The sequence below is a fragment of the Altererythrobacter sp. KTW20L genome, assembly GCF_023501975.1.
Taxonomy (GTDB): domain Bacteria; phylum Pseudomonadota; class Alphaproteobacteria; order Sphingomonadales; family Sphingomonadaceae; genus Alteraurantiacibacter.
On the sequence record NZ_JAMFLH010000002.1, the window covers coordinates 205,630 to 230,970 of the forward strand.

A 25,341-nucleotide genomic window follows, 5' to 3' on the forward strand; every position below is an offset into this window, starting at 1 on the left:
CTGCCGCAAAAGCCGCTGGACTGCAATCAGCCGCGCGTTACGCCGGGATCCGCTGGCGGTTCTCCAGCCGGTCGATCTCGCGCGCGGGTTCGTCGACAAAGGCAGGATCGGGTGCGAGCGGAGCCAGGGCCGCACCGGGTTCCACCCGTTGCAGCAGGTCCAACTGGGCGCGGAAATCGGCCAGTTCGCGCCCTTCGAGCTGGGCGCGGGTGACAAAGCGCACGGTTGACGGGTCGATCGTCTGGCCATTGCGGTACATTTCGTAGTGCAGGTGCGGTCCGGTGCTGAGGCCGGTCGATCCGACATAGCCGATTACCTGCCCGCGCCGGACCTGCTGGCCATTGCTCACCGCGATACGGCTCATATGGGCATAGCCCGTGCCGAGACCGCCCGCATGGCTAAGGCGCACGAAATTGCCATGCCCGCCGTTGCGCCCCGCAAAGGTCACGCGGCCATCGGTAACGGCATAGATCGGCGTGCCCTGGGCAGCCCGGAAATCGAGGCCAGCGTGCAGTCTGCGATAACCGAGGATCGGGTGGCGGCGCATGCCATAGCGGCTGGTGATCGCGCCCGGCACCGGAGCCAGCAAGCCTTCGCGCTGCTCTCCCACGCCAGAAGCTTCGAAGTAGCGCCCTTCGCGGCCCCAGCGCATCATGCGCTTTACCGGGCGGCCATCGCGCAGGATCGCGGCGTAGAGCAGTTCGCCCTCGTCCACTTCGCCGGTTGCGGCGCGCTTGTAATCGACAATCAGGTCGAACTCGTCGCCAGCGCGGATATCGCCGTTCATTTCAGCCGAGATCACCCGCAGGAACTTCTGCGCCGATGCCGCCGGGGCACCGGCCGCCCGGGCGGAGCGGAAAAGGCTGTCGCCCACCGTGGCACGGATGCGCAGCGGAGTGGCATCGACCGCGATCGGCTTGGGATTGAGCACCAGCCGCCCGTCCTGCCGCTCCACCGCCAGTTGCAGATCGAACCGCGCACGGAAGGACAGGGCATCGACCGGTCGCGGCGCACCCGAAGCGAGGCGGCGACCCAAGGTGATATCGACCTGCGTACCGGACTGGATTTCGCTTGGCGGCATGGCACCGGCAATCAGGCGGGCGATCTCGCCTGCTTCGTCCTGGCTCACCCCGGCACGGCGCAGCATGCGCTCGAAACTGTCCCCCTGGGCCAGGGTAGCAACCATGTCGAGCCGCGGGCGTTCAGGGGCATTAGTCAGCGGGATAACCGCCTGGGTCGCGCCCATCCGGCGGCCGCTGTCGGCCCCCAGGGCCAGCGGCATGATCATCTGGCTGCGGAATTCGTCGCGCACATGGTCGTCGATCACCATGGAGGGTGCGGCCTCGACTTCGGAAAAACCGGGGAATGCCGCCAGCGCCAGCGCCGACAGGCCGACCAGCGTGCCAACCCCGCGCAGCCACCGGCGCGAACCAATGTCGCGCGCCAGATCGGGCGCAAGATCGATGCCCGACAGCCTCAGCGAAGCATGTTCGCGCCATTCGTGATAGCGATCGGCAAAACCGCCGATGCGCGCCTGCTTGCGTGAAACAGCTGCGGAATCCGTTACGGATTTCGGCGGCAAAGCGTGCGCCAAAGACAGCTGCGCCGACGGGAAATTCCCGCCTGCCCCCGCTTCGTGTCCCTGGTTGTCACGCTCGGTGAACAAGCTCACCCTCCAAATGGCCGCCATGTGTCCGGACGGCCCCGTCCCGTGGGGATAATTACTGACCTTGTCCATTGCCCTGATAAAGTAAATTCGGCCTTAACAACGACCAGCCGAGTCCGCCTTGCGGTGAATCGAACTTGAGGGTTTTCCCCTATGGCCGGGCGCAAGGTGATTGCACCTGCGCCAAGCCACCCTACACTTGGGGGCAGTTGTGAATGCGCGTGTCCCCGATCACCGCATCCGCGCCGTCCTGGGGCCGACCAATACCGGCAAGACCCACCTGGCGATTGAGCGGATGTGCGGCCATTCCAGCGGGGCGATCGGCTTCCCGCTGCGGCTTCTGGCGCGCGAGGTGTTCGACAAGGTCCGCGCAATCAAGGGCGATGCCCAGGTTGCCCTGATTACCGGCGAGGAACGGATCGAACCGCCCAATGCCCGCTATCTGCTGTGCACGGTGGAGGCCATGCCGCGCAGCCTGATGGCCGAGGGCGGAGATCGCGCCTTCGTGGCGCTGGACGAAGCGCAACTGTGCGCCGACCGCGAGCGCGGCCACATCTTCACCGATCGCCTGCTCCATGCCCGCGGACGAGAGGAGACCATGCTGCTGGGTTCCGCCACGCTCGAACCCATGGTGCGGGCGCTGGTGCCGGGCGTGCAGGTGGAACAGCGACCAAGGTTCTCCACGCTCAGCCATGCAGGAACGGTCAAGTTGTCGCGCCTGCCGCCCCGCAGCGCGATCGTCGCCTTCTCGATAGAGGAGGTTTACCGCGTGGCCGAGCTGCTGCGGCGGTTTCGCGGCGGCGCGGCGGTGGTGATGGGGGCGCTCAGCCCGGAAACCCGTAACCGGCAGGTGGCGCTGTTCCAGTCGGGCGAGGTCGATTACATCGTGGCGACCGATGCCATCGGCATGGGCCTCAACCTCGATGTCCACCATGTCGCCTTCGCCTCGCTGTCGAAGTTCGACGGGGTGCGCCAGCGGCGGCTGACCCCGGCGGAAATGGCCCAGATCGCCGGGCGCGCCGGGCGGCACCAGCGCGATGGCACCTTCGGTACGCTGGCGGGAGGTCGCGGCAAGGACAATGCCTTCACCGACGAGGAGGTCTATGCCATCGAGCAGCACCGTTTTGCTCCGCTAACCCGGCTATTCTGGCGCGAGGCCGAGCCGCGCTGCACCTCTGTGGACGCGCTGATCGCCGACCTCGAGCGTCCGCCCGAGCTGCCCCAGCTGGCTGCCGCTCCCGAAGCGATCGACCTTGCCGTGCTGAAACGGCTTGCGGAGGATGAGACAGTGCGCCGTGACGCCACTACGCCTGCCCAGGTGAAGCGCCTGTGGCAGGTGTGCCAGCTCCCCGATTTCCGCCAGCAGGGAGCAGAGATGCATTCGCGCTTCGTGGCCCGGCTGTGGAGCGACCTGCGCCAAGGCCACCTGGGCGCGGATTTCGTCGCCGCCCGGATCGGCGAGCTTGGCGAGACGCGGGGCGACATCGACACATTGCAGGGGCGGCTCGCGGCGATTCGTAGCTGGGCCTACATCTGCCAGCGGCCCGACTGGGTGCTGGCGCGTGACGAAATGGCTGCCCGCGCCCGCTCGGCAGAGGCAAAATTATCCGATGCCTTGCACCAGAGATTAACCGAACGTTTTGTTAATCGGCGGACTGCTGTACTGATGAAAAGCATGGGGAAGGATGCCGGATTGTTGCGCGTAACACTTGAAGACAATGGAAAAGTCACCGTCGAGGGGGAGCCGATCGGCCACCTCGAGGGGTTTCGTTTTGTGGTTGATGCCGATGCCAGCCGCGAGGATCGCAAGTTGATGCTTGCGGCGGCGGAAAAGCACCTGCCGCAATTGCTGGCGCAGAGGGCCGAGGCCCTGGTGACGAGCGAACTCGGCGCGCTAGAGATCGGCAGGCATGACGGCGTTCCCGCCATCCTGCGCGACAACCAGCGCATCGCCCGACTGGAACACACCAAGGCGGCAACCCGTTTTCGCATAGTTCTGGACAAGGATCTGGCCCCGCTCGACCCTGCGCAGCGCACGCGGCTGGCCGAGGCGCTGGATCATTGGCTCGAAGGGCAGCTCGCCCCGCTTGCCCCCCTGCGGCAGATCGAGGAAGCCGCGGTCGATCCCGAGGCGGGCACCGAAGTGCGCGCCCTGCTGCTCACCCTGGCGGGCCGCAATGGCTCGGTCCGGCGCGAGGATGCCGGGCTGGCGACGGTCCCCAAGGAAAAGCGCCCCCTGCTGCGCCAGCTCGGCGTGCTGATCGGCACGCTCGACGTGTTCATGCCCGCCCTGCTCAAGCCTGCGCCGCGCAAGCTGCTACACGACCTGGGGCTGGATAGCCGCCCGCTCAATCCGCGGATGGAAGCGGTGATCGCGGCGGAACGGCAGATGCCGGCAGGCTATGTCCGCGCAGGCAGCCAGGCGGTGCGGATCGACATGGCCGAAAAGCTGTTCCGCGCCGCACACGACCAGCGGGCCAAGGCCGTGGCGAAAGGCAGCCCGCGCGGCTTTCCGGTCGATCCGGCCCTGCCGACATCGATGGGACTGGTGCCCGACAATTTCCGCGCCCTGATGCGCGATGCGGGCTTCCGTCCGGGCGAACAGCGGGCCTTGCCCGAGGGTGCTTTCGGACCCCCCGCGCCGCTGGTGTGGTCCTGGCGTCCTCACCGCAAGGACCAGCCCCGCTCTGAACACGGATCGCGCGAGCAGGACCGGCGTCCCCGGCACAACGGGCCCAAGGGCAAGGGCGGCAAGCCCGGGTCACACACAGGACCACAAAACCAGCCGCAAGCTGCCGAGCGCAAGCCCGAAAGCGCGCCGCCTGCCAACAATCCCTTCGCCGGACTGGCGGACCTTCTGAGGTAGAACCTGACTGCGATGCGGCTCGACCTCTTGCTCGTGCGCCTGCGCTTCGTGGCTTCGCGCAAGCTGGCGCAGGACTGGATCGGCGCTGGGCACATGCGCCGCAACGGCAGCCGGGTGGTAAAGGCCAACCAGCCGGTGGCTCCGGGCGACGTGCTGACCTTGCCGCTGCCAATTGGCATGGCAACGACTGTGCGGGTGATAGAAATCCTTGCTTTGCCCGAGCGGCGCGGTCCGGCAAGCGAGGCACAGACCTGTTATCGGGTGCTTGACGTCCAGACTTGACCGGGGCGCGGCAATCGCCATAGCAGGGCAAAACCCGGCGCCCGATGAAAGACAGGCGGCCGAACGGATCGAAGGGAACTCGCTCACATGACTTATGTCGTCACCGACGCCTGCATCAAGTGCAAGTACACCGACTGTGTCGAGGTGTGCCCGGTGGACTGCTTCTACGAAGGCGAGAACATGCTCGTGATCAACCCTTCGGAATGCATCGACTGCGGCGTCTGCGAGCCCGAATGCCCGGCCGAAGCCATCCTGCCCGATACCGAAAGCGGCACGGAAAAGTGGCTCGAGCTGAACACCCAGTATTCCGCCCTGTGGCCCAACATCACCGAAAAGAAGGATCCGCCGGAAGATGCGGATGAATTCAAGGGCCAGGAAGGCAAGTTCGACGCCTTCTTCTCGCCTGAGCCCGGCGAAGGCGACTAAGCCGCTTTAAACGCTTGTAAAATTGCTGGAAAGCCCGGTGTACCTGCAAAAGGCACGCCGGGTTTCCGTGCACCTTGCCGCCCCACTGGTAATTTTGTTGCGAATCTGCTATATAATGAAACGCTCACCCGTATCCCTTTCGTGGAACGGGCAGATAGGAAGGCAGGTTTCCCCCTCTCAGCGTCGTCACAACCGGGATGAAGGCCGCCGGCGGGTCGCGCGGTCGATCAATCCCTGTCGCTGAAGCAGAGACCTGTCGGCAGTGAAAGGACAATACATGGCATCTGTTGCCCCCGCCTTCGACGTAGGCGATTATGTTGTTTATCCCAAGCACGGTGTCGGTCGCGTGATCGAGTTGCAGAGCGAGGAAATCGCCGGAATGCAGCTCGAACTCTACGTGCTCCGGTTCGAGAAGGAACGCATGACCTTGCGCGTTCCGGTCAACAAGGTCGAAGCCATCGGCATGCGCAAGCTGTCGAGCGACAAGACCCTGAAGGAAGCGATGGAAACCCTCAAGGGCAAGCCCAAGGTCAAGCGCACCATGTGGAGCCGCCGGGCGCAGGAATACGAAGCGAAGATCAATTCGGGCGACCTGGTGTCAATCGCCGAAGTGACGCGCGACCTGTTCCGCCCGGAAGACCAGCCCGAGCAGTCTTATTCCGAACGCCAGATCTTCGAGGCTGCCTCCAGCCGCCTCGCCCGCGAACTGGCGGCGATGGAAAAGACCGATGAACCCGCCGCGTTGCAGAAGATCCTCAACGTGCTGAAGGAGCATGCTCCCCAGTACTACGAGACCGCTGCCGAAGACGCCTGAAGCGGGCCCAAAGGGCACCAGAAGGTCTAGAAGGGGCCGCTCCGCATGCCGGGGCGGCCCTTTTCGCATGTCGACCAGCGACCTGTCAGGATCGACCGGTGCGTTTGCCTGGTCGGCCCCGCTCGTGTATCAGTGACTTAACACACAGATACAGGAGTCGTCATGAACGGCAAGATCAACGGCAGGGGTTTCGAGAAGATGTTCCGCGCAGTCGGCCCCTTCGTGGCCATGGCCGCGATGAGCGGGGTGATGGCAGCCCAGCGCAAGAACGGCAAATTCCAGTTCGACTGGGATGGCCCCGATTGCGGCGCCGGCAAGGGATTCGGTGCCAAGGGCAGCGTTCCGCTGGATGACCTCGACATGGGCGGCGAGACGCCGACCGGGCTGGTCCTTGCCGGAGCCGACCGGGTGACGATAACCGAAGGCGAAGACTTCGCCATCGCCATCCAGGGTGATGACGAGGCGAAGGAGGACTTGCGCTTCTGCCTGAAGGACGGTGCGCTCCATGTGGCCAGCAACAACAGCAGCCATGGCGGCGAAGGCGTGGCGACGATCACCGTGACCATGCCTGCCCCGCACAAGGTCACCCTTGCCGGATCGGGCGAAATCACAGTCGAATGCCTGCCCGACGATGCCGAAGTGGTGATCGCCGGGTCCGGCCGCGTGGTGGCGCGCGATATCGCGGTTGACCGGCTCGACGTGTCGATCGCCGGCAGCGGACGGTTCAAGGCGAGCGGCAAGGTCGCACGGCTCGATCTCAATGTCGCGGGCAGTGGATCGGCGAAGATGGGTGCGGTCATGGTCGACAAGGCCCGCGTCACCATCGCCGGGTCGGGCAACGCGGTGTTCGCCAGCGATGGCGAGGTGAAGGCGCGGCTGATGGGTTCGGGCACGGTCACTGTGCGCGGCGGGGCGCGGTGCAAGGTGCAAGGCATGGGCACCGGCTCGCTGGTCTGCGAACGGCGCGACAGCGGGATCGACGACACGGGCGGGGACAGCGGCGACTGAGCATGGTGCGTCGTTGCGCCGCGCTTTCCGGCGGTCCATGTTCGCCATTCCATCAACGGCAAGGACTGGCCGATGAAACTGCCCGCGCTGCTGCTGTGCTCGGCCTTGCCGCTGTTTCTCGGCGGCTGCCTCAGTACGGCAGCCGATATCGTAACCGCGCCGGTGCGCGTGGCGGGCAAGGCGGTGGACCTTGCCACGACCAGCCAGTCCGAAGCGGACGAGAATCGCGGTCGCGAAATTCGCCGCCGCGAGGAACGGCTGGGCCGCCTGCAGCGCGAATACGAAGACAAGGCCGAGCTCTGCGACCGGGGGAATGACCGCGCCTGCCGCGAGGCGGTGGCCCTGCGGCGCGAAATGGATGCACTGATTCCGACCATTCCGATGGAGCCGGACAACGATTGAGGGGCCGGGGGGCATGGCACAGAAACCGACACGATTCAGCACGCGCGAACTGGGCTTCTCCGCAGCCATGGGTGTGGTTGCGGCGGGCGGCATCGCCCTCGTCGTCTATGACGACGATTTCCAGGGCGACCGACGGATTGTGCAGGCGGATGCTTCGGCCGATGCCGAGCTGGTGTACCAGCTCGAATCGTTCAACCAGGTCGCCTCGGTCGGGCCACAGGATGTGAAGATCACATTGGGTGACAGCTTCTCGGTACGTGCCGAGGGGCCGGGCGATGCCCTCGACGGGCTCGAAGTGGTGGTCGAACAGGGCAGTTTGATGATCCGCCCGCGGGACGAGGGCTTGTCATTCAGCAGGCCGCAGTTCGCGGATGTCACCCTCCACATCACCATGCCAATGGTCGATCGCGTGTCGCTGTCCGGATCGGGCGACATGAGCGTGGACCGCGTGGAAGGCACGCTGTTCACCGCCTCTGTCGAAGGCTCGGGCGAAATCGAGGTCGGCGAGCTGGCGGTCGGGCAGGCCGAACTGGTGCTGGCGGGCTCCGGCGACATGAAGTTGGGCGGCAGAGTGCAGGACCTGCGGCTGGAGATAAACGGATCGGGCGAGCTGGACGCCTCGGGACTTGAAACAACCAGCGCCACAATCACCATCAACGGATCGGGCGAAGCGGCGCTCGATGTCGCCAGCCAAGCGCAAGTCACTATCAACGGCAGCGGCGATGTCGAGATTACCGGGCCTGCGGTCTGTACGGTGACGATAAACGGCAGCGGCGATGTGAGCTGCGAGGGCAGCGCCAGCTAGGCCGCAGCGCGTTTCAGCCGGTCGTTGATTGCAGCGCCAATGCCATCAGGCGGGATCGGGGCCACGGCAATGCGCGGAAGGTCCGATGCGGCGGCTTCATGCAGGCAGGCATAGAGCCGCGCCGCCGCCTGCGACAGGTCGCCGCTGGCCGACAGGGTGCAAGCCCCCTCCACCGGCCCGAAACCGATCAGGAACTCGTCCGCTTCGGCCTTGTCTACATCGAGCCGCAGCGGCTTGCCGGGCGAATAGTGGCGCAGCATCTGGCCGGGCGCTTCGATGCCTGCACCGGCATCCACTGGCGCGCATCCCAGCAGCTCCGCAATCTGTGCTGCCGTCACCGGTCCTTTGCGCAGCAGGCTCCAGGCACCCCTTTCGCGCAGGGCCACGATGGTCGATTCGAGGCCCGCCTCGCAGGCTCCGCCATCGAGGATTGCCGCCAGGCCTTCGTCCAGCGTGGCGGCGACGTGAGCGGGCGTGGTGGGGCTGATATGCATCGAACGGTTGGCAGACGGTGCGGCCAGCGGCAGGTCCAGCGCCTCCAGCACCGCCCGCGCAACCGGGTGGGCGGGCATGCGCAGGGCCACCGTCGGCAGGCCCGCCGTTACGGCCGGAGCGATCCCTGCATCGTCGCGGAGCGGAAGAACGAGAGTGAGCGGTCCCGGCCAGAACCTGCCTGCCAGCATCGCCGCACGGTCATCGAACAGGGCCAGCCGCCGCGCCATGGCCTCGCCCGAAACGTGCACGATCAGCGGATTGAACCCCGGCCTGCCTTTCGCGCGGTAGATTGCCGCCACGGATCCTTCGCGATCGGCACGGGAGGCCAGGCCATAGACCGTCTCGGTCGGCAGGGCGACCAGCGCACCTTCGCGCAGCAGGTGCACGGCGCGGGCAATGCCCTTGGAGTCTGCAGGCAGGATTGCTGTCATGACGCTTGCGCTAATACCCGCCCGCCGCCAAGCCAAGCCTATTGCGCAAGCGCCTTGACGCGGGGCGGCGATGAAGGCGAGGCAAGGGCATGGACAACAGTGAACCCCTGATGCGCCGCCTGGCCGATGCGCTGGACCGGCTGGCCCCTCCTCCTCCTGCTCCTGCCGACTGGCTGGCGGCCCCCGCCTATGTCTGGACCGGCACGGCCCGCGCCGTTGCCGCGATCGAAGCCCCGCCGCTCGCCCTGCTGCGCGGGATCGACCAGCAAAAAGAGGCGGTGGTCGCCAATGTTGCCCGCCTCGCCCACGGCCATGCGGCGCACGACATGCTGCTGTGGGGTGCGCGCGGCATGGGCAAGTCCGCCCTGCTGCGCGCTGCGGTGAAGGATGCCCAGGCGGCTGGCGGAGCTATCGCGCTGGTGCAGGTGGCGAGCGATGCCGTCTCCAGCCTGCCCGCGCTGTTCACCCAATTGGCCCAGACGCAGCGCAACATGCTGGTGTTCCTCGATGACCTGGGCTTTGCCGAAGGCGACGGCGAAGGCCCGCGCACCCTGCGGTCATGGCTCGATGGCGGGGTTGAGGCCAGGCCACCCAATGTGCGGCTCGCCGTAACTTCAAATCGCCGCGCCATTGTGGTGCGCCACGGGGCCGAACAGGACGATCCTATCAACCCGCGCGACGTGGTGGACGACCGATTGGCCCTGGCCGACCGTTTCGGCATGTCACTTGGCTTCCACGCCTGTTCGCAGGACGATTACCTCGCCATCCTGCGCGGCTATGCGGCGGAATATGGACTGCCGCTGGACGAGCACGAGGCGCTGGAATGGTCCAAGCGGCGCGGCGCGCGGTCGGGCCGCGTCGCCTGGCACTACATTACCGAACTGGCCGGACGCGCCGGGCGCACCCTCGCCTAGAGCCGGTCGCCTTACAGACTGTCGGGCATGATATCGGCGGGCGGCTCCTCGAAGGCTCGCGCCGGATCACCGATCAGCTCGCGCCGGGGAGGCAGCGGCTCGCCGCGGTTGCGTAGCGGGGCAGCCGTGCCATTGGCGGAAGGGTTGGTCACGCGCCAGATGATGTTGGCGGTGTCGTCGCTCACCAGCAAAGCGCCGGTGCGATCGAACGCCACCCATGTCGGGCGGCCTCGCGTCTCGCCCTCGCCCGCCAGGAAACTCTCCAGCACGGTAACCGGCTTGCCCAGCGGATTGCCCCGCTCGTCAAAGGCAACATAGACCACGTCATAGCCGCCCATCGGCTGCCTGTTCCACGACCCGTGACGCGCGATGAAGGCGCCCTGCCCGAAAGTCGGGCCCAAGCGCGATCCCTCGCGGCTGAAGGTCAGGCCCAAGGCCGCGACATGGGCACCCAGGGCATATTCGGGCACCCGTGTATACTGGGTGAAGAACCGCGGCATGGGATGCTCGACCCGCTCGTCAAAAATGTCGCCCCAATAGACCCACGGCCAGCCATATTGCGAACCGAGCGGCACATTGGTGAGGTAATCTGGCACGAGGTCCGACCCCAGCTGGTCGCGTTCGTTCACCGTGGTCCACAGCTCGCCGCTCCACGGGTTCCAGGCGAGCCCGTTGGGGTTGCGCAGGCCGGCGGAATAGAGGCGCGAAGTGCCGGTGGCGAGGTCCAGCTCGTGGATCGCGGCGCGGCCCTGTTCGATATCCATCCCGCCTTCGCCGATGTTCGAGGCGGAGCCGACAGCGACATAGAGCAGCGTGCCTTCAGGATTGAGCAGGATATTGCGCATCCAGTGGTTGCCCGCCGCCGGCAGGTCCATCAGCTTCTCGCCCGCGCCTGTCACCCTATTGGCGCCCTCGGCATAGTCGAAGCGCAGCACCTCGTCGTGGTTGGCGACGTAGAGATTGCCATCATGCCAGGCGATGCCCGAGGGCGAATCGAGATTGTCGAGCAGCACGTGCCGTTCCTCGGCCACGCCATCGCCATCGCCATCGCGCAGCAGCACCAGCTGGTTGGGCGAAGGCACGTCGGCCCCGGCCCGGCTGAACAGGATGCCGGCCACGAAATTGGTCAGCCAGCCACCAGCGATCGGCCGTTCGGGCGCATTGGTCAGGGTGACCAGCACGTCGCCGCCCGGCATGGTGTAGATCACACGCGGGTGTTCCAGTCCTTCAGCGAAGCGGTTGACCACCAGGCCTTCTGCCGCTTCAGGCACACCGTCCTCGCCCCAGCCGATGGGCTTGGCGACGCCGACCGTGGGAATCAGCTGCGGATCGGGTTCCGCCAGCACGGGATCGGTCCCGCTCGTCTCCTCCAGCGAATAAAGCGCCGGAACAGGCCGCGACAGCCACCACAGGACACCGCCCGCCACCACCAGGAGGACGAGCAGGACAATGAGCACTTTCTTGAATATCCGCATGCCGAACAGATAGGCCGCGCGGCGTCTGCTCGCAACGATTGCTTTGGGCCACGCCGCAGGTCTAGGGCCTGTGCCATGCACGATTTCCGCCCCACCCCCGGTGCCGCCAAGCCGGAACTCTATGCCGACCTGTTATTGGCAGCCGATGCCCTGACAGCGGGCGAACCCGATGGCGTGGCCAATATGGCCAACGTGGCCGCGCTGATGTGGGACATGCTGCCGCAGGTGAACTGGACCGGGTTCTATCGCCTGATTGGAGGTGAACTCGTCCTTGGGCCATTCGCCGGGCGGCCAGCCTGCATCCGGATCGCGCTGGGCCAGGGGGTTTGTGGTGCGGCAGCAGCCAGCGGTCAAACCCAACTGGTGGCCGATGTCCACGCCTTCCCCGGCCACATTGCCTGCGATGCCGCCTCGCGCTCGGAACTGGTCGTGCCGGTCATGCGCGATGGAGCAGTGATCGCGGTGATCGACCTCGACAGCCCTGACCTTGCCCGGTTCGATGCTGAGGATGCGGCCGGGATCGAGGCGCTGGCGGCGCTGGTCGCTTCCCGCATCTGAGCCCAAACCTTTGGCCCGAAACGGGACAGGCGCGGCAACCCTCTTGGGAATCGCGCGGGCGGGCGTAGTAAACAAACGGTAAATCCGAGCGCCGCGGGCGCCGATTCCTGTCTGAGGGGCCGTTTCATGTCCAAGCGTCTTGCCATCCTTGCCGCCACTACCGCGCTGGTCGCCGTGGCCCTGCCTGCCGCGGCGCAGGACAATTACGAATCCATCGCCCAGACCGCAATGCGCGGCGGGCAAGCCTGGGCGGACGAAGCCCAGGCCGGTGTTTCGTGGGGCGATACCGCCAATGCCGTGATCGAACAAAACTCCTACGGACCCGATGTTACCTACGAGTACGAAAGCCGCGAGGTGGTGCAGGACACCTATGAGCCCACCGATTGGGAAGATGCGGACGAATGGGATCGCGATGCCCGACCCGACGGATACCACACCGCCCGCCGCGCCATCCACCGCGAGCGGGGTCCGCACCGGATGGACCGCAACCCAACGCCGCGTCTTGCCTATAGTGCAGCTGAGCGGGACGAATGGCTGGACCAGTGCCGCGCGCTCCATGCGCCGCAGCAGGCAACGGTCTATTACGAGGAAGAGGAAGACCGCGACGGTGGCCTGATCGGCGGCCTGATCGGCGGGATTTTCGGCGGCTTTGCAGGCAATCGCATTGCCGATGGCGACCGCCTGCTCGGCACCATCGTGGGCGCGGGAGTTGGCGGCCTGGCAGGGGCCGTGATCGGCTCGGCCATCGACCGGGCGGATGATCGTGATGACCGGCGTTTGGTCTATGTCGAGGACGACTACGGCTTCGACTATTGCGCGGCCTACCTGCAGAACTACGAGCGCGGCCACGGCACCCCGTCGCAGGTTACCTATGCCCCGGTGATGATGGTCCCGGTGGCCCATGGTGCCCAGCCGATGGAGCGCCGCACCAGCTACCGCGTGATCGAGGAAGAGGTCGAGGTTGACGCCCGTCACCCGCGTCCGGCCCCGCGCCAGATCCGCCGCGCCATGCCTCCGCGCGAACAGGGAAAGACCTTGAGCGCCAATTAAGCATTTGAATTTGAACGATTATGTCGGGACCTGGCCCAGCTAGATCCCGCTGCCGGTCAGTCGGCCACAGATCAGGTCAAGCTGGTCCAGCGTGCGATAACGGATCGTGACCGAGCCTGAGCGGGGATCGGCATCGGTCGCGATCTTGACCGGCAGGCCGAGAAACTCCTCAAGGTGGCTCTCCACCGCAGAGATATCCGCATCATGCATTGGGTCGCGCGGCTCGCGGGCCGTACGGCGGCGCTGGGTGGCGCCATCCTGCGACCGGGCGAGCTTCTCGACCTCGCGCACCGACAGCTTGCGCAGGATCGCCTGGGCCGCCAACTCCTCGGCATTGTCTCGGCCAATCAGCGCACGGGCATGGCCCATATCGAGCCGCCCTTCCTCCAGATGATCGAGCACCGCGCTTGGCAGGGTTAGCAGGCGCTGCAGGTTCGCCACGTGACTGCGCGATTTCTCCACCAGCCGGGCGATTTCGGCCTGGGTCATGTCTTCCAGTTCGGCCAGCCGGTGATAGGCGCGCGCCTCTTCCACCGGGTTCAGGTCCTCGCGCTGAATATTCTCGATCAGCGCCAGGGCCATCACGTCCCGATCCGCCAGATCGCGAATTAATGCTGGAATTTCATGGAGTTGTGCCTTCTGAGCCGCACGCCAACGGCGTTCGCCCGCGACCAGCTGGTAACGGCCGCCCGGTAGCGGGCGGACGATGACGGGCTGGATGACCCCGCGCGTCGAGATGGAGGCAGCCAGTTCATCGAGCGCGGCCTCGTCGAAATGACGGCGGGGCTGATCTGGATGGGCCTCGATCGACGAAACCGGGAGATTGGCCAGGCCATCGGCGCGGGCCACTGGTTCTGCCGGCGATCCCTCGGTGGTCACGCTGGACGCTGTCGGCATTGCCAGCGGCTCTTCCCGCCGGCTTTCACCCATCAGGGCGCCCAGGCCCCTGCCCAAAGCCCGACGCGGCGCTGCGCGGGTGGTTGCCGCTGTCTCGGACTTGTCGTCAGGCGGCGTCATGCAGCAATCCTCTGTTTGGGCAGGCGACCGATCAGTTCGCGGGCAAGCGCCATATAGGCGCGGCTGCCGGGACAGGCGTGGTCATAGATCAGCGCGGGCAAGCCATGGCTTGGTGCTTCAGACAGCCGCACATTGCGCGGAATCACCGCCTCGAACACCAGATTGCCCAGGCACTCGCGCACGTCGTCGCTTACCTGGTCTGTAAGGCGGTTGCGCCGGTCGAACATGGTGAGCACGATCCCGACGATGCCGAGATCAGGGTTCAACCGCTGCTGGACCTGCTCCACCGTTTTCAGCAACTGACTGAGCCCTTCCAGCGCAAAAAATTCGCATTGCAACGGCACCAGCAAGGTGTCTGCCGCGCACAGGGCGTTCAGCGTCAGCAGTCCGAGCGAAGGTGGGCAGTCGATGAAACAAATGTCATGGCCCTTGTGGTCGGCCAAGGCCTGTTGCAGCCGGTGGGTGCGGTTCTCGACTCCGACCAGTTCCACTTCTGCTCCGCTCAGATCCACCGTTGCAGGCAATAGGTCCAGACCCGGAATGCGCGAGGTTACGATGCAATCATCCAGCGCAACTTGGTCGACCAGCACGTCGTAACTCGACATATCGCGCTGGTCGGCACCAAGGCCAACGCCAGTGGAAGCGTTGCCCTGGGGATCGAGATCGATAAGCAGCGTTCGCCACCCGGTTGCCGCCATCGCCGTGGCGATGTTGATTGCTGTGGTGGTCTTGCCCACTCCGCCCTTCTGGTTGGCAATGGCGATAACGATCATCGGATTGGCGGCCTCCCCTGCCCGGTTACGATCCCTGCCTGGCCGTCGGTCCGCGATTGTTCCACGTGGAACATTTGGCGGATCGATTCGGGCTGCTCCGACAGTTCTTGCGCTGCCGAACGCCCTTTGGGCAACAACCAGACGGTGTCCTGTGTGGAAAACCGGGCGGATAAGCTGAGGAGCTTTTCAAGCGGAGCAAAGGCGCGGGCGCAAATGACGGCCATCGGAGCCGATTCGACCGACTCCAAACGTGTTCCGTGAACGTGGCAATTCTGCAGGTCGAACTGGCGGGCTACGCCTTCCAGCCAGGCGACGCGCTTCTTGCGCGATTCGACGAGATGGAAAGTCAGCTCAGGTCGGGCGATGGCCAGGACCAGTCCGGGCATCCCTGCTCCGCTCCCCAAGTCCATCCAGGGCGACGGTGTTTCACGTGGAACATGCAGTAATAGCTGGAGGCTGTCGGCAATGTGACGCTGCCAGACCTGGTCGAGGCTCGCGGTGGAGATCAGGTTCTGTTGTCGGTTCTCTGCTGCGAGTAGGCCGATGAACGTGGCAAGACGGTCCATTGCCGCTTCGTCGGAAAGCGTGGCGCAGAAGGCGCGTGCCTCGGCTTCGCTGGCAATGAATGGAAGACATTCGCTCATGCTGCCGCATTCTCCATTGCCTGACGCCGCGCAAAGACCAGAAGGGCTGCTAGGGCTGCAGGTGTGATCCCCCGGACCCGACCGGCAGCCGCCAGGTCAACAGGGCGGGCTTTGGACAGTCGCTCGATCATTTCGTTGGATAGACCCGGCACTTGGGAAAAGGGGAAGTCCCGCCCCAACTTCACTCCTTCGCTGGCTCGCAGATCGCGCAGTTCACCCTCTTGCCGTTCGAGATAGGGGGCATAGGCCACGTCCTCCGCCAGTTCGGCCGCAAGGTCGCTGGTGACATCGAGGGATTCGGGCAAGAGCGGGGCCAGCCCATCGAGCGAGATATCCGGAAATCGCAGCCATTCCCTCAAGGACATGCGGCCAACGTCGTCGCGCGTCGAAAGGCCGGTCGTGCGGAGTTCACCCGCACTGGCCTTCCTATCCAGCGCCCGGTTCCACTCTGCCAGTTCCGCTTCCCGGTGCGTGAACCACTCGCGGCGATCAGGGCCAACACAATTGGCTGCGATGGCCAAAGGAGTGAGCCGGGTGGCCGCATTGTTGGCTCTCAGGCGCAGGCGATATTCGGCGCGCGCCGTGAGCATGCGATAAGGTTCACTCACGCCGTGCAGCGTGAGGTCATCGATCATCACCGCCATGTAGGAATTGGCGCGATCAAGCGGCGCGGGTTCGATCCCCGTGATCGCTGCAGCGGCGTGCATCCCGGCCATGAGGCCCTGGGCAGCAGCCTCCTCATAGCCCGTGGTCCCGTTGATCTGCCCGGCGCAATAGAGCCCCGGAATCGTCCGCAGTTGCAGATCGGGGCCGAGTGCGCGAGGGTCGATGTGATCGTATTCCACCGCATAGCCCGGCACCGCCATATGCACCGCTTCCAACCCCTCCATGCTGCGCAGCATGGCGAGCTGCACGTCCGTGGGCAGCGAGGTGGAAATGCCGTTGGGATACACAAGCGCCGTATCCAGCCCCTCCGGCTCCAGGAATACCTGATGCCCGTCACGATCGGCAAAGCGGTGAATCTTGTCTTCGATCGAAGGGCAATAGCGCGGCCCGGCCGCGCCGATGGCCCCGCTGAACAGGGGCGAACGGTGGAGGTTGTCGGCGATGATCGCGTGAGTGACCGCGTTGGTCCGGGTGATTGCGCAGAAGACCTGCGGGTTAACGCGCCCCGGCGTGAGCGGCGACATGGTCCATTGGTCGGCATCGCTGGGCTGTTCAGCCAGCCGCGCCCAATCGATGGTCCGCCCTTCGAGCCGCGGCGGGGTTCCGGTTTTCAGCCGCGCCATCGGCAAGTCAGCCTCGCGCAATTGCCTCGCCAGTGCCTGCGCAGAAGCTTCGCCAATCCGCCCTCCGGTGAGCCGTTCCTCGCCGCGGAACAGTGTGCCGCCGAGGAAAGTGCCAGTACACAGGATCACCGCCTTGCAGACAAGCCGCGTGCCATCGGCGAGGTCCAATCCCGTGACCCGCCCTCTTTCAAGGACCAGCGCCGCAGCCTCTCCCTGGATCACCGTGAGACCTGCCTGCCCGGTGATCATCCGCTGGATCGCGGTAGAGAACAGCTTGCGGTCGGCCTGAACGCGCGGACCCTGGACAGCGCTGCCCTTGGATCGGTTGAGCATACGATAATGGATGGCAGCGGCATCGGCGGCGCGACCGATCAGCCCGTCAAAGGCATCGACCTCGCGCACGAGATGCCCTTTGCCCAGCCCGCCGATCGCCGGATTGCAGCTCATCGCGCCAATCTTTGTCGCGTCGAAACTGACCAGCGCTGTCCGGGCACCCATGCGCGCAGCAACAGCCGCCGCCTCGCAACCTGCGTGGCCTCCCCCGATCACGATGATATCGAACGCGCTCATATGCCGCCGATAGTGCCAGCACGAAGCAAGGTCAAAGGCCGCGTTTCCGCCCATGTTCCACGTGGAACATTACTTGCCGATACAGAAGCGGCCAAACAGCGAGTCCAGCAGGTCTTCAGTCGCCGTGCGGCCCAGCAGCATGTCGAACGCGATCCTGGCCTGGCGCAAGTGCTCGGCAAGGATGAGGGGGTCATCCACTGGCCCCACCTGCCCCAGGGCATCGGCCGCCTGGACCAGCAGGTCACGCTGGCGGCGGTTGAAGGCCACGTCTCCCGGTCCCGGCAGGTGGCTGCGCGCATGATCGACCAAGGCCTGTTTCAGCCGGTCCATGTTCATGCCGGTAACTGCCGAGATGATGTAATCGGGATCCGTCTTGGCGGCCCGATCATCACGGTCGCATTGCGCTTCGATTTCCCAGGCACCGGGAGGCCCGTCCCCTTCCGGCCCGAGCCACAGGACCAGGTCGGCCCGCGCAATCTCGCCGTGGGCCCGATCGATGCCGATAGTCTCGATGGCATCGTCGCTACCCTCGCGCAGTCCCGCCATGTCAACGAACGAGAACGGCACGCCACCAATCGCGACCGGTCGCACCAGCACATCGCGGGTAGTGCCCGCCGTTGCTGCTGTTATGGCCGCCTCGTCTTCCAATAACGCGTTGAAAAGTGTGGACTTACCGGCATTCGGCGGACCAGCAAGGGCAACCCGGAAGCCTTCGCGCAAGGGTTCGGCTGAAGGCGCGGCCAGTGCGGCCCGCAGGTCATCGGCCAGCATAGCCAAATCGAGCGGAAAAGCGGTGGGCAGGCCCCCGACATCGTCCTCGTCATCGAAATCGAGCACGGCCTCGACCTGGGCTGACAGGATCAAGAGGCGTTCGCGCCAGCCCTCGACCTTGGACGAGATCTGCCCACCCGCACCGGACATGGCCGCACGCCGCTGCAGCTCGGTTTCAGCAGACAGCAGGTCAGCCAGTCCTTCGGCTTCGGCGAGATCGATCCGGCCATTGGCAAAGGCGCGACGAGTAAATTCGCCCGGCCTGGCCCGGCGCAGGCCGGGTAGTGCCGCCAGTGCGGCCTCGACGGCGGCAATCACCGCCCGCCCACCGTGGAGATGGAATTCCGCCAGGTCCTCGCCTGTTACCGATCCCGGGGCGGGAAACCACACGACCAGCCCGTCATCCAGCCGCTCGCCACTTTTATCGACCAGCCAGGCTCGGGTCGCGCGACGCGGTTCGGGCAGCTTTCCGGCAAGGGCCTGAAGCGCAGCACCGGCTTGCGGGCCCGTCACCCGGATGACAGCAATACCCGCCGGCGGCGCTCCGCTCGACAGGGCGAATATCGTATCCATCGTGAAAAAGGGCTCAGTCCTCGTCGGACGGCTTGCGCGACTTGCCCGAAGCAGAACCGCCAGAAGCAGAACCGCTTGCAGCAGTGCGTGTTGCCCCCTCCACGAAGGACTGGAAGATCTTCAGCCCCATCTGGCCCATCGGGGCGAGCTGCTGGGCATATTCCTGCAACTGGTCGGTGTTGGTCACACCCTTCATCGCCTTGGCAATGGTATCGACATAGACCTCGTTCGCCTTGTCCACATCGGGCAGGCCCATGAACCGCCGCGCTTCCTCGGGCGAACAATCGATTTCTATGCTGACTTTCATGGCCTTGCCTTCCAGAAACCCCGTCCCGGTGTCCTATATGCGCAAGACGGTGGACATTTTCCAGTCCTGCACGCGGTGCGTCTGCCCAAGGATTCGAAAAAGGGGGCCGCAGCCCCCTTCCCCTTACTGGTTCATCGTGGCGAAGAAGTCCTCGTTGGACTTGGAATCCTTCATCTTGTCGAGGAGGAATTCCATCGCGTCGATCGTGCCCATCTGCATCAGGATGCGGCGCAGGACCCACATCTTGGAAAGCTGGTCCTTGCCCACCAGCAGTTCTTCCTTGCGGGTGCCGGACTTGCCGACATCGAGCGCCGGGAAGATACGCTTGTCGGCCACCTTGCGGTCGAGGACAATTTCGCTGTTGCCGGTGCCCTTGAACTCTTCGAAAATGACCTCGTCCATACGGCTGCCGGTATCGATCAGCGCCGTGGCGATGATCGACAGCGAGCCGCCTTCCTCGATATTGCGGGCCGCGCCGAAGAAGCGCTTGGGACGCTGCAGGGCATTGGCATCGACACCGCCGGTCAGCACCTTGCCGGAGCTTGGCACCACGGTGTTGTAAGCGCGGCCGAGGCGGGTGATGGAATCTAGCAGGATCACCACGTCGCGCTTGTGTTCGACCAGCCGCTTGGCTTTTTCGATAACCATTTCAGCAACTTGCACGTGGCGCGAGGCAGGCTCGTCGAAGGTTGAGGAGATCACCTCGCCCTTCACGCTGCGCTGCATGTCGGTCACTTCCTCGGGCCGTTCATCGACCAGGAGGACGATCAGGAACACCTCGGGATGGTTGTCGGTAATGGCTTTTGCCATGTTCTGCAGCAGCACGGTCTTGCCGGTACGCGGCGGGGCGACGATCAGGGCGCGCTGGCCCTTGCCCTGCGGACTGATCAGATCGATCACGCGGGCGGACTTGTCCTTCACCGTGGGATCGACCGTGTCGAGGATCAGGCGCTCGTCCGGATAGAGCGGCGTCAGGTTGTCGAAATTGGTGCGGTGGCGCACGGCATCGGGATCGTCGTAATTGACCTTCAGGAGCTTGGTTAGCGCGAAATAGCGTTCGCCATCCTTGGGTGCGCGGATCTCGCCTTCGACCGTGTCACCGGTGCGCAGGCCCATCTTGCGGACCTGGTTGGGCGAGACGTAGATGTCATCCGGGCCGGCGAGGTAGTTCGCTTCCGGGCTGCGCAGGAAGCCGAAGCCATCCGACAGCACTTCGATCGTGCCGATGCCGAGGATTTCCTCGCCGTCTTCGGCCACTTCCTTGAGGATCGCGAACATGAGGTCCTGGCGGCGCATGGTGCTGGCGCCTTCGACATCGTATTCCTCGGCCATGGAGACCAGCTCCGCGGGCGTCCTCTGCTTGAGTTCTTTGAGATGCATGTGAAAAATTCCGTATTCAGACGTTCGGGAAGCCGGCAGGCCTAAGGGGCTGGGAGACAGCGGACCCTGTCGCTCGAGATGGCGACATCAGCCGGAACGGATTGGCGGATATGCCTTTCGGCCGCCAGCGTCAATTCGCTTTGCGGTGATCCGCGCGCGGCGACGGCTCAGAAGGGTTTGATGACCACCAGCACCACGATCAGCGCCGCGGCAATGCCCGGCACCTCGTTGAACAGCCTGAGCTGCTTGCCGGTCAGGCTGCGTTCGCCGCGCGCCAGTTTCTTGTGATAGCCCGCAAGATAGCCATGATAGGCCGACAGACCGAGGACAGCCAAGAACTTGGCGTGCATCCAGCCCTGGGTGAAGGCGCCCGTCGTATAGGCCAGTACCAGTCCCAGCACCCAGACCACGATCAGCGACGGGTTGAGGATGATCTTGAGCAGCTTGCGCTCGCGATCGGTCCACACGGCGTTCTCGGGCGAATCCGGCGCTGCTTCTTGGTGATAGACGAAATAGCGCGGCAGCATGAACAGCCCGGCCATCCAGAAGATCACAAAGATGATATGGCCCGCCTTGAGCCAGGCGTAGATCATGAACAGCACTTCCTGCATCGCGGCAAGCTAGTCATTACCGCGCACAATTTCCAGCAGGCGTTCGACATGGGCAATCGGCGTGGTCTTGTCGATCCCGTGGCCGAGGTTGAACACGTGCGGCCGACCGGCGAAAGCGCTGAGCACATCGCGCGCCGCATCCTCCAGCTCCACCCCGCCCGAAATCAGCAGCAGCGGATCGAGATTGCCCTGCACTGGCATGCCCTGCGGCAGCTCGCGGTGGACCCAGCGCGGATCCTGCGTTTCGTCGACGCCCACGGCATCGACGCCGGTCTCATGGGCATAGGCAGGCAGCTTGGCCCCGGCACCCTTGGGGAAGCCGATGATCGGCACATCGGGATGGCGGCTGCGAATGGCATCGACGATGGTCCGCGTCGGCTCGACCACCCAGTGCTGGAACTGGCGGGGCGAGAGGCTGCCGGACCAGCTATCGAACAATTGCACGGCTTCTGCCCCGGCATCGATCTGGCCCGACAGGTAGATGATGGAACTGTCCACGATAGCCTGGATGATCTCGCCAAAGGCCTGCGGGTCGCGATAGGCCATCGCGCGGGCGAGGTGATGGTCCTTCGAGCCTTCACCAGCCACCATATAGGTCGCCACGGTCCACGGACTACCGATGAAGCCCAGCATGGTCACGCCATCGGGCAGGGCGGCACGGGTGAGGCGCACGGTGTCCCACACCGGCTGGAAGTGGTGCGGCGCAGGCATGAGCGAGGCGAGCGTCGCATCGACCAGCCGCGGCGACAGGTGCGGACCCTCGCTTGCCAGGAACTGCAAGTCCTGCCCCAGGGCATGGGGGACGATCAGGATATCGGAAAACAGGATCGCGCCATCGAACCCGAAGCGCCGGATCGGCTGCAGGGTGATCTCGCTGGCTGCCTCGCTGTCATAAACCAGGTTGAGGAATCCGCCCTTCTCGGCCCGCAAGGCGCGGTACTCGGGCAGGTAGCGACCTGCCTGGCGCATCAACCACACGGGGCGCTTTTCGGTCACTGACCCACGCAAATTATCGAGCAAAATTCCGGGCATCGGGGAGTCCAGACTAAATATAATAGAGTCTTATAAGAGGTTTATGCTGTTAGTAGGCCCTGTGGAAAGCGGGGACAGCGCGCCCTTGCCCGATTTGTCCCGCTTTGGCCAGATGCTGCCCGCGATGCGACTCACTGGCTTCTCGTGGTCAAGCCGGAGTTCTCCCCGCTATCCCCGGCCTGTTGAAAAGCCTGGCTGCCTGTCCACAAGGCATCTCGCCAAATGACCGGTAGCGGGGGTGAAATGTCATCCCGTGCTTGTCCGCCATTCCCTCCCGTGGTTTATGCTGCCACTTGTCCACATGGCCCGGCTGCACCTCCACCTCCTGTCGGATTCAACCGGCGAAACGCTCGAGATGATCGCCAAGGCGGCTCTCGCGCAGTTCGACGATGCCGATGTCACGCGCCATTTCTGGCCGATGGTCCGCTCGCGCCAGCATCTTGACCGCATCATGGACGAGTTCAAGGCCAATCCCGGCCTGGTGCTGTTTACTCTCGCCAATCCCGAAACCCGCGCCCGGCTGGAGGAGCGCTGCCGCCTGCTCGGCCTGCCGCATATTGCCGCGCTCGATGCCGTCACCCATGCGCTGGAGGACCGGCTGGGACAGGAAGCCCATGCCCGCCCGGGCGCGCGCCACGTGATGGACCAGGCCTATTTCGACCGGGTCGATGCCATCCAGTTCACTATCGCCCACGATGACGGGATCGGCTGGGAGAACTGGGAAGCGGCCGATATCCTGCTGGCGGGCGTGTCACGCAGTTCCAAGACGCCAACCAGCATCTACCTTGCCAACCGCGGCTTCAAGGTGGCGAACATCCCGCTGGTGGTGGAAAGCCCGCCGCCTTCCTCGCTGTTCGAACTGCGTGGGCCGATGGTCGTGGGCCTCACCACTGCTCCGCGCCGCCTGATCGAGATCCGCCGCAACCGCCTGCTGTCATTGAACGAACGGACCGAGACGGCCTATGTCTCGGAAGAGCGGGTTGAAGCCGAAGTCGCCTTTGCCCGCCGCATGTTCGCCGACAACGGCTGGCCGGTGATCGATGTCACCCGGCGCTCGATCGAAGAGACTGCCGCTGCGGTGATCAAGCTTTACCAGGAGCGGCAGGCGCGGACCAATCCCGAGGTGGTGGGACCGAAGCCGATATGATTGTTCTGGCTTCCAAGAGTGCCTCGCGGCAGGCAATGCTGACGGCTGCGGGTGTGGCATTCGAGGCGCGCCCCGTAGCGCTGGACGAGCGCGCGGTTGAAGCCGCGCTGGGCGATGCCCCGCCCGCCCAGGTGGCTCTCGCCCTTGCCCGGGCCAAGGCGCTGGCCGTGGACGAGGCTGCTGCGCTTGTGCTGGGCAGCGATTCGCTGGTGGTCTGTGACGGCCGCCGGTTCGACAAGCCCGCCAGCCGCGAAGATGCCGCTACTCACCTGCGCTTCTTCTCGGGCAAGGAGATGGAATTGCACTCGGCAGCGGCACTTGCGCGAAGCGGCGCTGTCGTGTGGGACCATGCGGCCGTCGTACGCCTGCATGTCCGCGACCTGAGCGATGACTTCATCGCAAGCTATCTCGCTGCGGAATGGCCCGAAGTCGGCTATTGCGTGGGCGTGTTCCGGATCGAGGCTATGGGTGTGCAACTGTTCGACAGCATAGAGGGCGACCACTTCACCGTCCTCGGCATGCCCCTGCTGCCGGTGCTCGGTGCGTTGCGTGACATGGCGGAGCTGCCTGCATGACCCTGCCCTATGCCGAAGTGATCGGCGACCCCATCGTGCAATCCAAGAGCCCGGCGATCCACAATTACTGGCTCGGCACGCTGGGCATCGCGGCGGATTATCGCGCGGCCCACGTTACGGCTGAGGGGCTGGAAAGCTATCTCGCCAAACGGCGCGAGGATCCGCTGTGGCGCGGGTGCAATGTCACCATGCCGCACAAGCAGGCGGTGATGCCCTTCCTCGACCGGCTGGAAATCGGCGCGGAAATGGTCGGCGCGGTCAATACCATTACCCGGCGCGAACGGTCGGGCGAGGTGCGGTTGATCGGCACCAACACCGACATGGCGGGTTTCATGGAGCCGCTGCTGCCCATGCTCGAAACGCCGCACTATTTCCGCATGGCCCGCGTGCTGGGCACAGGCGGCGCGGCGCGGGCCATCGTGGCGGCGCTGGCCGAACAGGGGGTGATGGTGGTGCTGGCGGGCCGCGATCCGGCCAAGGCCCGCGCCATCCTCGACGAGATTGACCCCGAGGGCGAACATCACGTGGCGGACCTGTCGCATTTTGCCGACCCCACCGATTTTGCATTCGATGACCGCGAAGGCTGTTTCGACCTGGTGGTGAACGCCAGCCCGCTGGGCATGGCGGGCCAGCCGCCGCTGCTGTTCGACCTAACCCATGCCCCGCCCGGTTCGATCTTTTATGACATCGTCACCTATCCCGCCGACACACCCCTGTTGCAGGCGGCACGCGGTGCCGGTTTTCGCACGATCGACGGGTTGTCGATGCTGATCGGGCAGGCGGCCGTGGCCTTCGAGAAGTTCTTCGGTTCGCCGCCGCCACGCGATGACGGGGACGCCGGTCTGCGGGCGCTGCTGGCAAAATGAAGCGCCCGCTCATCATCGGCCTCACCGGCTCGATCGGCATGGGCAAGAGCACTTCGGCGCGCATGTTTGCCGACCTGGGTGTGCCGGTGTTCGATGCCGATGCCGAGGTTCACCGCCTGCAGGGGCCGGACGGCGCGCTGGTCGAAGCCATCGAGGCGGCCTTTCCCGGCACGACCGGGCCGGACGGCGTGCGGCGCGACAGGCTGGGCGCACAGGTGTTCGGCGATCCGGCGGCTCTCGCCAGGCTCGAAGCCCTGGTCCATCCGGCGGTCCAGGCCGCCCGCGCGCAGTTCCTGGCCGAGCACCGGGAAGCCCCGCTGATCGTGTTCGATATCCCCCTGCTGTTCGAGAAGGATCTCGTGCACGAGGTGGACCGCGTGGTGGTTGTCTCCGCTCCGGCCGCTGTCCAGCGCGAGCGGGTGATGGCGCGGGCGGGCATGACCGAGGAGAAATTCGCTGCCATCCGCGCCGCCCAGATGCCCGATGGAGAAAAGCGCGCCCGCGCCCACTTCGTGATCGACAGTAGCGGACCACTGGAACAGACCGCAAAAACCGTGGCGAAGCTGGTGGCAAGCCTCAAAGCCTAGTTGCCAG

Annotated in this window: 26 protein-coding genes; 14 read left to right on the plus strand and 12 right to left on the minus strand. The window is 65.2% G+C overall.

The window, feature by feature from the left end; genetic code table 11:
* Positions 1–37 precede the first annotated feature (37 nt).
* Positions 38–1,672, minus strand: a complete 1,635-nt coding sequence (locus tag M3P36_RS02570) for a peptidoglycan DD-metalloendopeptidase family protein (RefSeq protein WP_349630534.1) — start codon at positions 1,670–1,672, stop codon at positions 38–40.
* A 205-nt stretch (positions 1,673–1,877) separates the two neighbouring features.
* Between M3P36_RS02570 and M3P36_RS02575 the strand changes: the two genes are divergently transcribed.
* The 7 genes from M3P36_RS02575 to M3P36_RS02605 all read left to right on the plus strand — a co-directional run bounded on the left by M3P36_RS02575 (position 1,878) and on the right by M3P36_RS02605 (position 8,269).
* Positions 1,878–4,532, plus strand: coding sequence for a helicase-related protein (locus M3P36_RS02575; RefSeq protein ID WP_502798347.1), 2,655 nt, complete (start codon positions 1,878–1,880; stop codon positions 4,530–4,532).
* A 12-nt stretch (positions 4,533–4,544) separates the two neighbouring features.
* Positions 4,545–4,814 (plus strand): S4 domain-containing protein, encoded by a 270-nt coding sequence (locus tag M3P36_RS02580; protein ID WP_249700315.1) that lies wholly within the window; start codon positions 4,545–4,547, stop codon positions 4,812–4,814.
* Positions 4,815–4,901: 87 nt separating this feature from the next.
* The gene (gene fdxA, locus M3P36_RS02585; RefSeq protein ID WP_249700324.1) at positions 4,902–5,240 is read left to right on the plus strand and encodes a ferredoxin FdxA; all 339 of its coding nucleotides are present in this window, start codon (positions 4,902–4,904) and stop codon (positions 5,238–5,240) included.
* Positions 5,241–5,517: 277 nt separating this feature from the next.
* Positions 5,518–6,054 carry a CarD family transcriptional regulator gene (locus tag M3P36_RS02590; protein WP_249700326.1) on the plus strand — a complete coding sequence of 179 codons (537 nt, stop codon included), beginning with the start codon at positions 5,518–5,520 and terminating at the stop codon, positions 6,052–6,054.
* A 162-nt stretch (positions 6,055–6,216) separates the two neighbouring features.
* A complete protein-coding gene (locus M3P36_RS02595) occupies positions 6,217–7,062 on the plus strand; it encodes a head GIN domain-containing protein (RefSeq protein WP_249700334.1) in 846 nt (281 codons plus the stop codon).
* 72 nt (positions 7,063–7,134) lie between these two features.
* A complete protein-coding gene (locus M3P36_RS02600) occupies positions 7,135–7,464 on the plus strand; it encodes a hypothetical protein (RefSeq protein ID WP_249700338.1) in 330 nt (109 codons plus the stop codon).
* Positions 7,465–7,477: 13 nt separating this feature from the next.
* A complete protein-coding gene (locus M3P36_RS02605; protein WP_249700341.1) occupies positions 7,478–8,269 on the plus strand; it encodes a head GIN domain-containing protein in 792 nt (263 codons plus the stop codon).
* On the opposite strand, the gene M3P36_RS02610 is transcribed toward M3P36_RS02605, so the two are convergent.
* On the minus strand, positions 8,266–9,195 hold the full coding sequence (locus tag M3P36_RS02610) for an L-threonylcarbamoyladenylate synthase (RefSeq protein WP_249700348.1): 930 nt from the start codon (positions 9,193–9,195) through the stop codon (positions 8,266–8,268). The genes M3P36_RS02605 and M3P36_RS02610 overlap by 4 nt on opposite strands.
* Before the next feature lie 89 nt (positions 9,196–9,284).
* Between M3P36_RS02610 and M3P36_RS02615 the strand changes: the two genes are divergently transcribed.
* The gene (locus M3P36_RS02615) at positions 9,285–10,109 is read left to right on the plus strand and encodes an ATP-binding protein (protein WP_249700350.1); all 825 of its coding nucleotides are present in this window, start codon (positions 9,285–9,287) and stop codon (positions 10,107–10,109) included.
* Positions 10,110–10,120: 11 nt separating this feature from the next.
* Here M3P36_RS02615 and M3P36_RS02620 read toward each other — a convergent pair whose 3' ends face one another.
* Positions 10,121–11,584 carry a PQQ-dependent sugar dehydrogenase gene (locus M3P36_RS02620; RefSeq protein WP_249700352.1) on the minus strand — a complete coding sequence of 488 codons (1,464 nt, stop codon included), beginning with the start codon at positions 11,582–11,584 and terminating at the stop codon, positions 10,121–10,123.
* 75 nt (positions 11,585–11,659) lie between these two features.
* Between M3P36_RS02620 and msrC the strand changes: the two genes are divergently transcribed.
* Positions 11,660–12,142: a free L-methionine (R)-S-oxide reductase MsrC gene (msrC, locus tag M3P36_RS02625; RefSeq protein ID WP_249700355.1), complete on the plus strand. Its 483-nt coding sequence runs from the start codon at positions 11,660–11,662 to the stop codon at positions 12,140–12,142.
* 126 nt (positions 12,143–12,268) lie between these two features.
* Positions 12,269–13,192, plus strand: coding sequence for a glycine zipper 2TM domain-containing protein (locus M3P36_RS02630; protein ID WP_249700363.1), 924 nt, complete (start codon positions 12,269–12,271; stop codon positions 13,190–13,192).
* Positions 13,193–13,231: 39 nt separating this feature from the next.
* Here the strand turns inward: M3P36_RS02630 and M3P36_RS02635 are convergent, their stop codons facing one another.
* The 9 genes from M3P36_RS02635 to hemE all read right to left on the minus strand — a co-directional run bounded on the left by M3P36_RS02635 (position 13,232) and on the right by hemE (position 22,159).
* Positions 13,232–14,209: a ParB/RepB/Spo0J family partition protein gene (locus M3P36_RS02635; RefSeq protein WP_249700375.1), complete on the minus strand. Its 978-nt coding sequence runs from the start codon at positions 14,207–14,209 to the stop codon at positions 13,232–13,234.
* Positions 14,206–14,982, minus strand: a complete 777-nt coding sequence (locus M3P36_RS02640; RefSeq protein ID WP_249700390.1) for a ParA family protein — start codon at positions 14,980–14,982, stop codon at positions 14,206–14,208. Before M3P36_RS02640 ends, M3P36_RS02635 begins: the two co-directional genes overlap by 4 nt.
* Positions 14,979–15,626 carry a 16S rRNA (guanine(527)-N(7))-methyltransferase RsmG gene (gene rsmG / locus M3P36_RS02645; RefSeq protein ID WP_249700400.1) on the minus strand — a complete coding sequence of 216 codons (648 nt, stop codon included), beginning with the start codon at positions 15,624–15,626 and terminating at the stop codon, positions 14,979–14,981. The genes M3P36_RS02640 and rsmG overlap by 4 nt, the downstream gene beginning before the upstream one ends.
* Positions 15,623–17,485: a tRNA uridine-5-carboxymethylaminomethyl(34) synthesis enzyme MnmG gene (gene mnmG, locus M3P36_RS02650; RefSeq protein ID WP_249700410.1), complete on the minus strand. Its 1,863-nt coding sequence runs from the start codon at positions 17,483–17,485 to the stop codon at positions 15,623–15,625. The genes rsmG and mnmG overlap by 4 nt, the downstream gene beginning before the upstream one ends.
* 69 nt (positions 17,486–17,554) lie before the next feature.
* Complete coding sequence (gene mnmE / locus M3P36_RS02655) at positions 17,555–18,829, minus strand: tRNA uridine-5-carboxymethylaminomethyl(34) synthesis GTPase MnmE (protein WP_249700420.1); 1,275 nt, start codon at positions 18,827–18,829, stop codon at positions 17,555–17,557.
* 13 nt (positions 18,830–18,842) lie between these two features.
* The gene (locus M3P36_RS02660) at positions 18,843–19,136 is read right to left on the minus strand and encodes a DUF6489 family protein (RefSeq protein ID WP_249700433.1); all 294 of its coding nucleotides are present in this window, start codon (positions 19,134–19,136) and stop codon (positions 18,843–18,845) included.
* A gap of 123 nt (positions 19,137–19,259) precedes the next feature.
* Positions 19,260–20,516 carry a transcription termination factor Rho gene (gene rho, locus M3P36_RS02665; protein WP_249700435.1) on the minus strand — a complete coding sequence of 419 codons (1,257 nt, stop codon included), beginning with the start codon at positions 20,514–20,516 and terminating at the stop codon, positions 19,260–19,262.
* A 167-nt stretch (positions 20,517–20,683) separates the two neighbouring features.
* Positions 20,684–21,127, minus strand: a complete 444-nt coding sequence (locus tag M3P36_RS02670) for a CopD family protein (RefSeq protein WP_249700437.1) — start codon at positions 21,125–21,127, stop codon at positions 20,684–20,686.
* 9 nt (positions 21,128–21,136) lie between these two features.
* Complete coding sequence (gene hemE / locus M3P36_RS02675; RefSeq protein WP_249700439.1) at positions 21,137–22,159, minus strand: uroporphyrinogen decarboxylase; 1,023 nt, start codon at positions 22,157–22,159, stop codon at positions 21,137–21,139.
* A gap of 301 nt (positions 22,160–22,460) precedes the next feature.
* Here hemE and M3P36_RS02680 point away from each other — a divergent pair, with 301 nt between their 5' ends.
* The 4 genes from M3P36_RS02680 to coaE are packed head-to-tail and all read left to right on the plus strand — an operon-like array spanning position 22,461 to position 25,334.
* Positions 22,461–23,306 (plus strand): pyruvate, water dikinase regulatory protein, encoded by an 846-nt coding sequence (locus M3P36_RS02680; RefSeq protein ID WP_249700441.1) that lies wholly within the window; start codon positions 22,461–22,463, stop codon positions 23,304–23,306.
* A complete protein-coding gene (locus tag M3P36_RS02685; protein WP_249700443.1) occupies positions 23,303–23,881 on the plus strand; it encodes a Maf family protein in 579 nt (192 codons plus the stop codon). Before M3P36_RS02680 ends, M3P36_RS02685 begins: the two co-directional genes overlap by 4 nt.
* Positions 23,878–24,747, plus strand: a complete 870-nt coding sequence (locus M3P36_RS02690) for a shikimate dehydrogenase family protein (protein ID WP_249700445.1) — start codon at positions 23,878–23,880, stop codon at positions 24,745–24,747. Before M3P36_RS02685 ends, M3P36_RS02690 begins: the two co-directional genes overlap by 4 nt.
* Positions 24,744–25,334 carry a dephospho-CoA kinase gene (gene coaE, locus M3P36_RS02695; RefSeq protein WP_249700447.1) on the plus strand — a complete coding sequence of 197 codons (591 nt, stop codon included), beginning with the start codon at positions 24,744–24,746 and terminating at the stop codon, positions 25,332–25,334. Before M3P36_RS02690 ends, coaE begins: the two co-directional genes overlap by 4 nt.
* Positions 25,335–25,341: the final 7 nt, after the last annotated feature.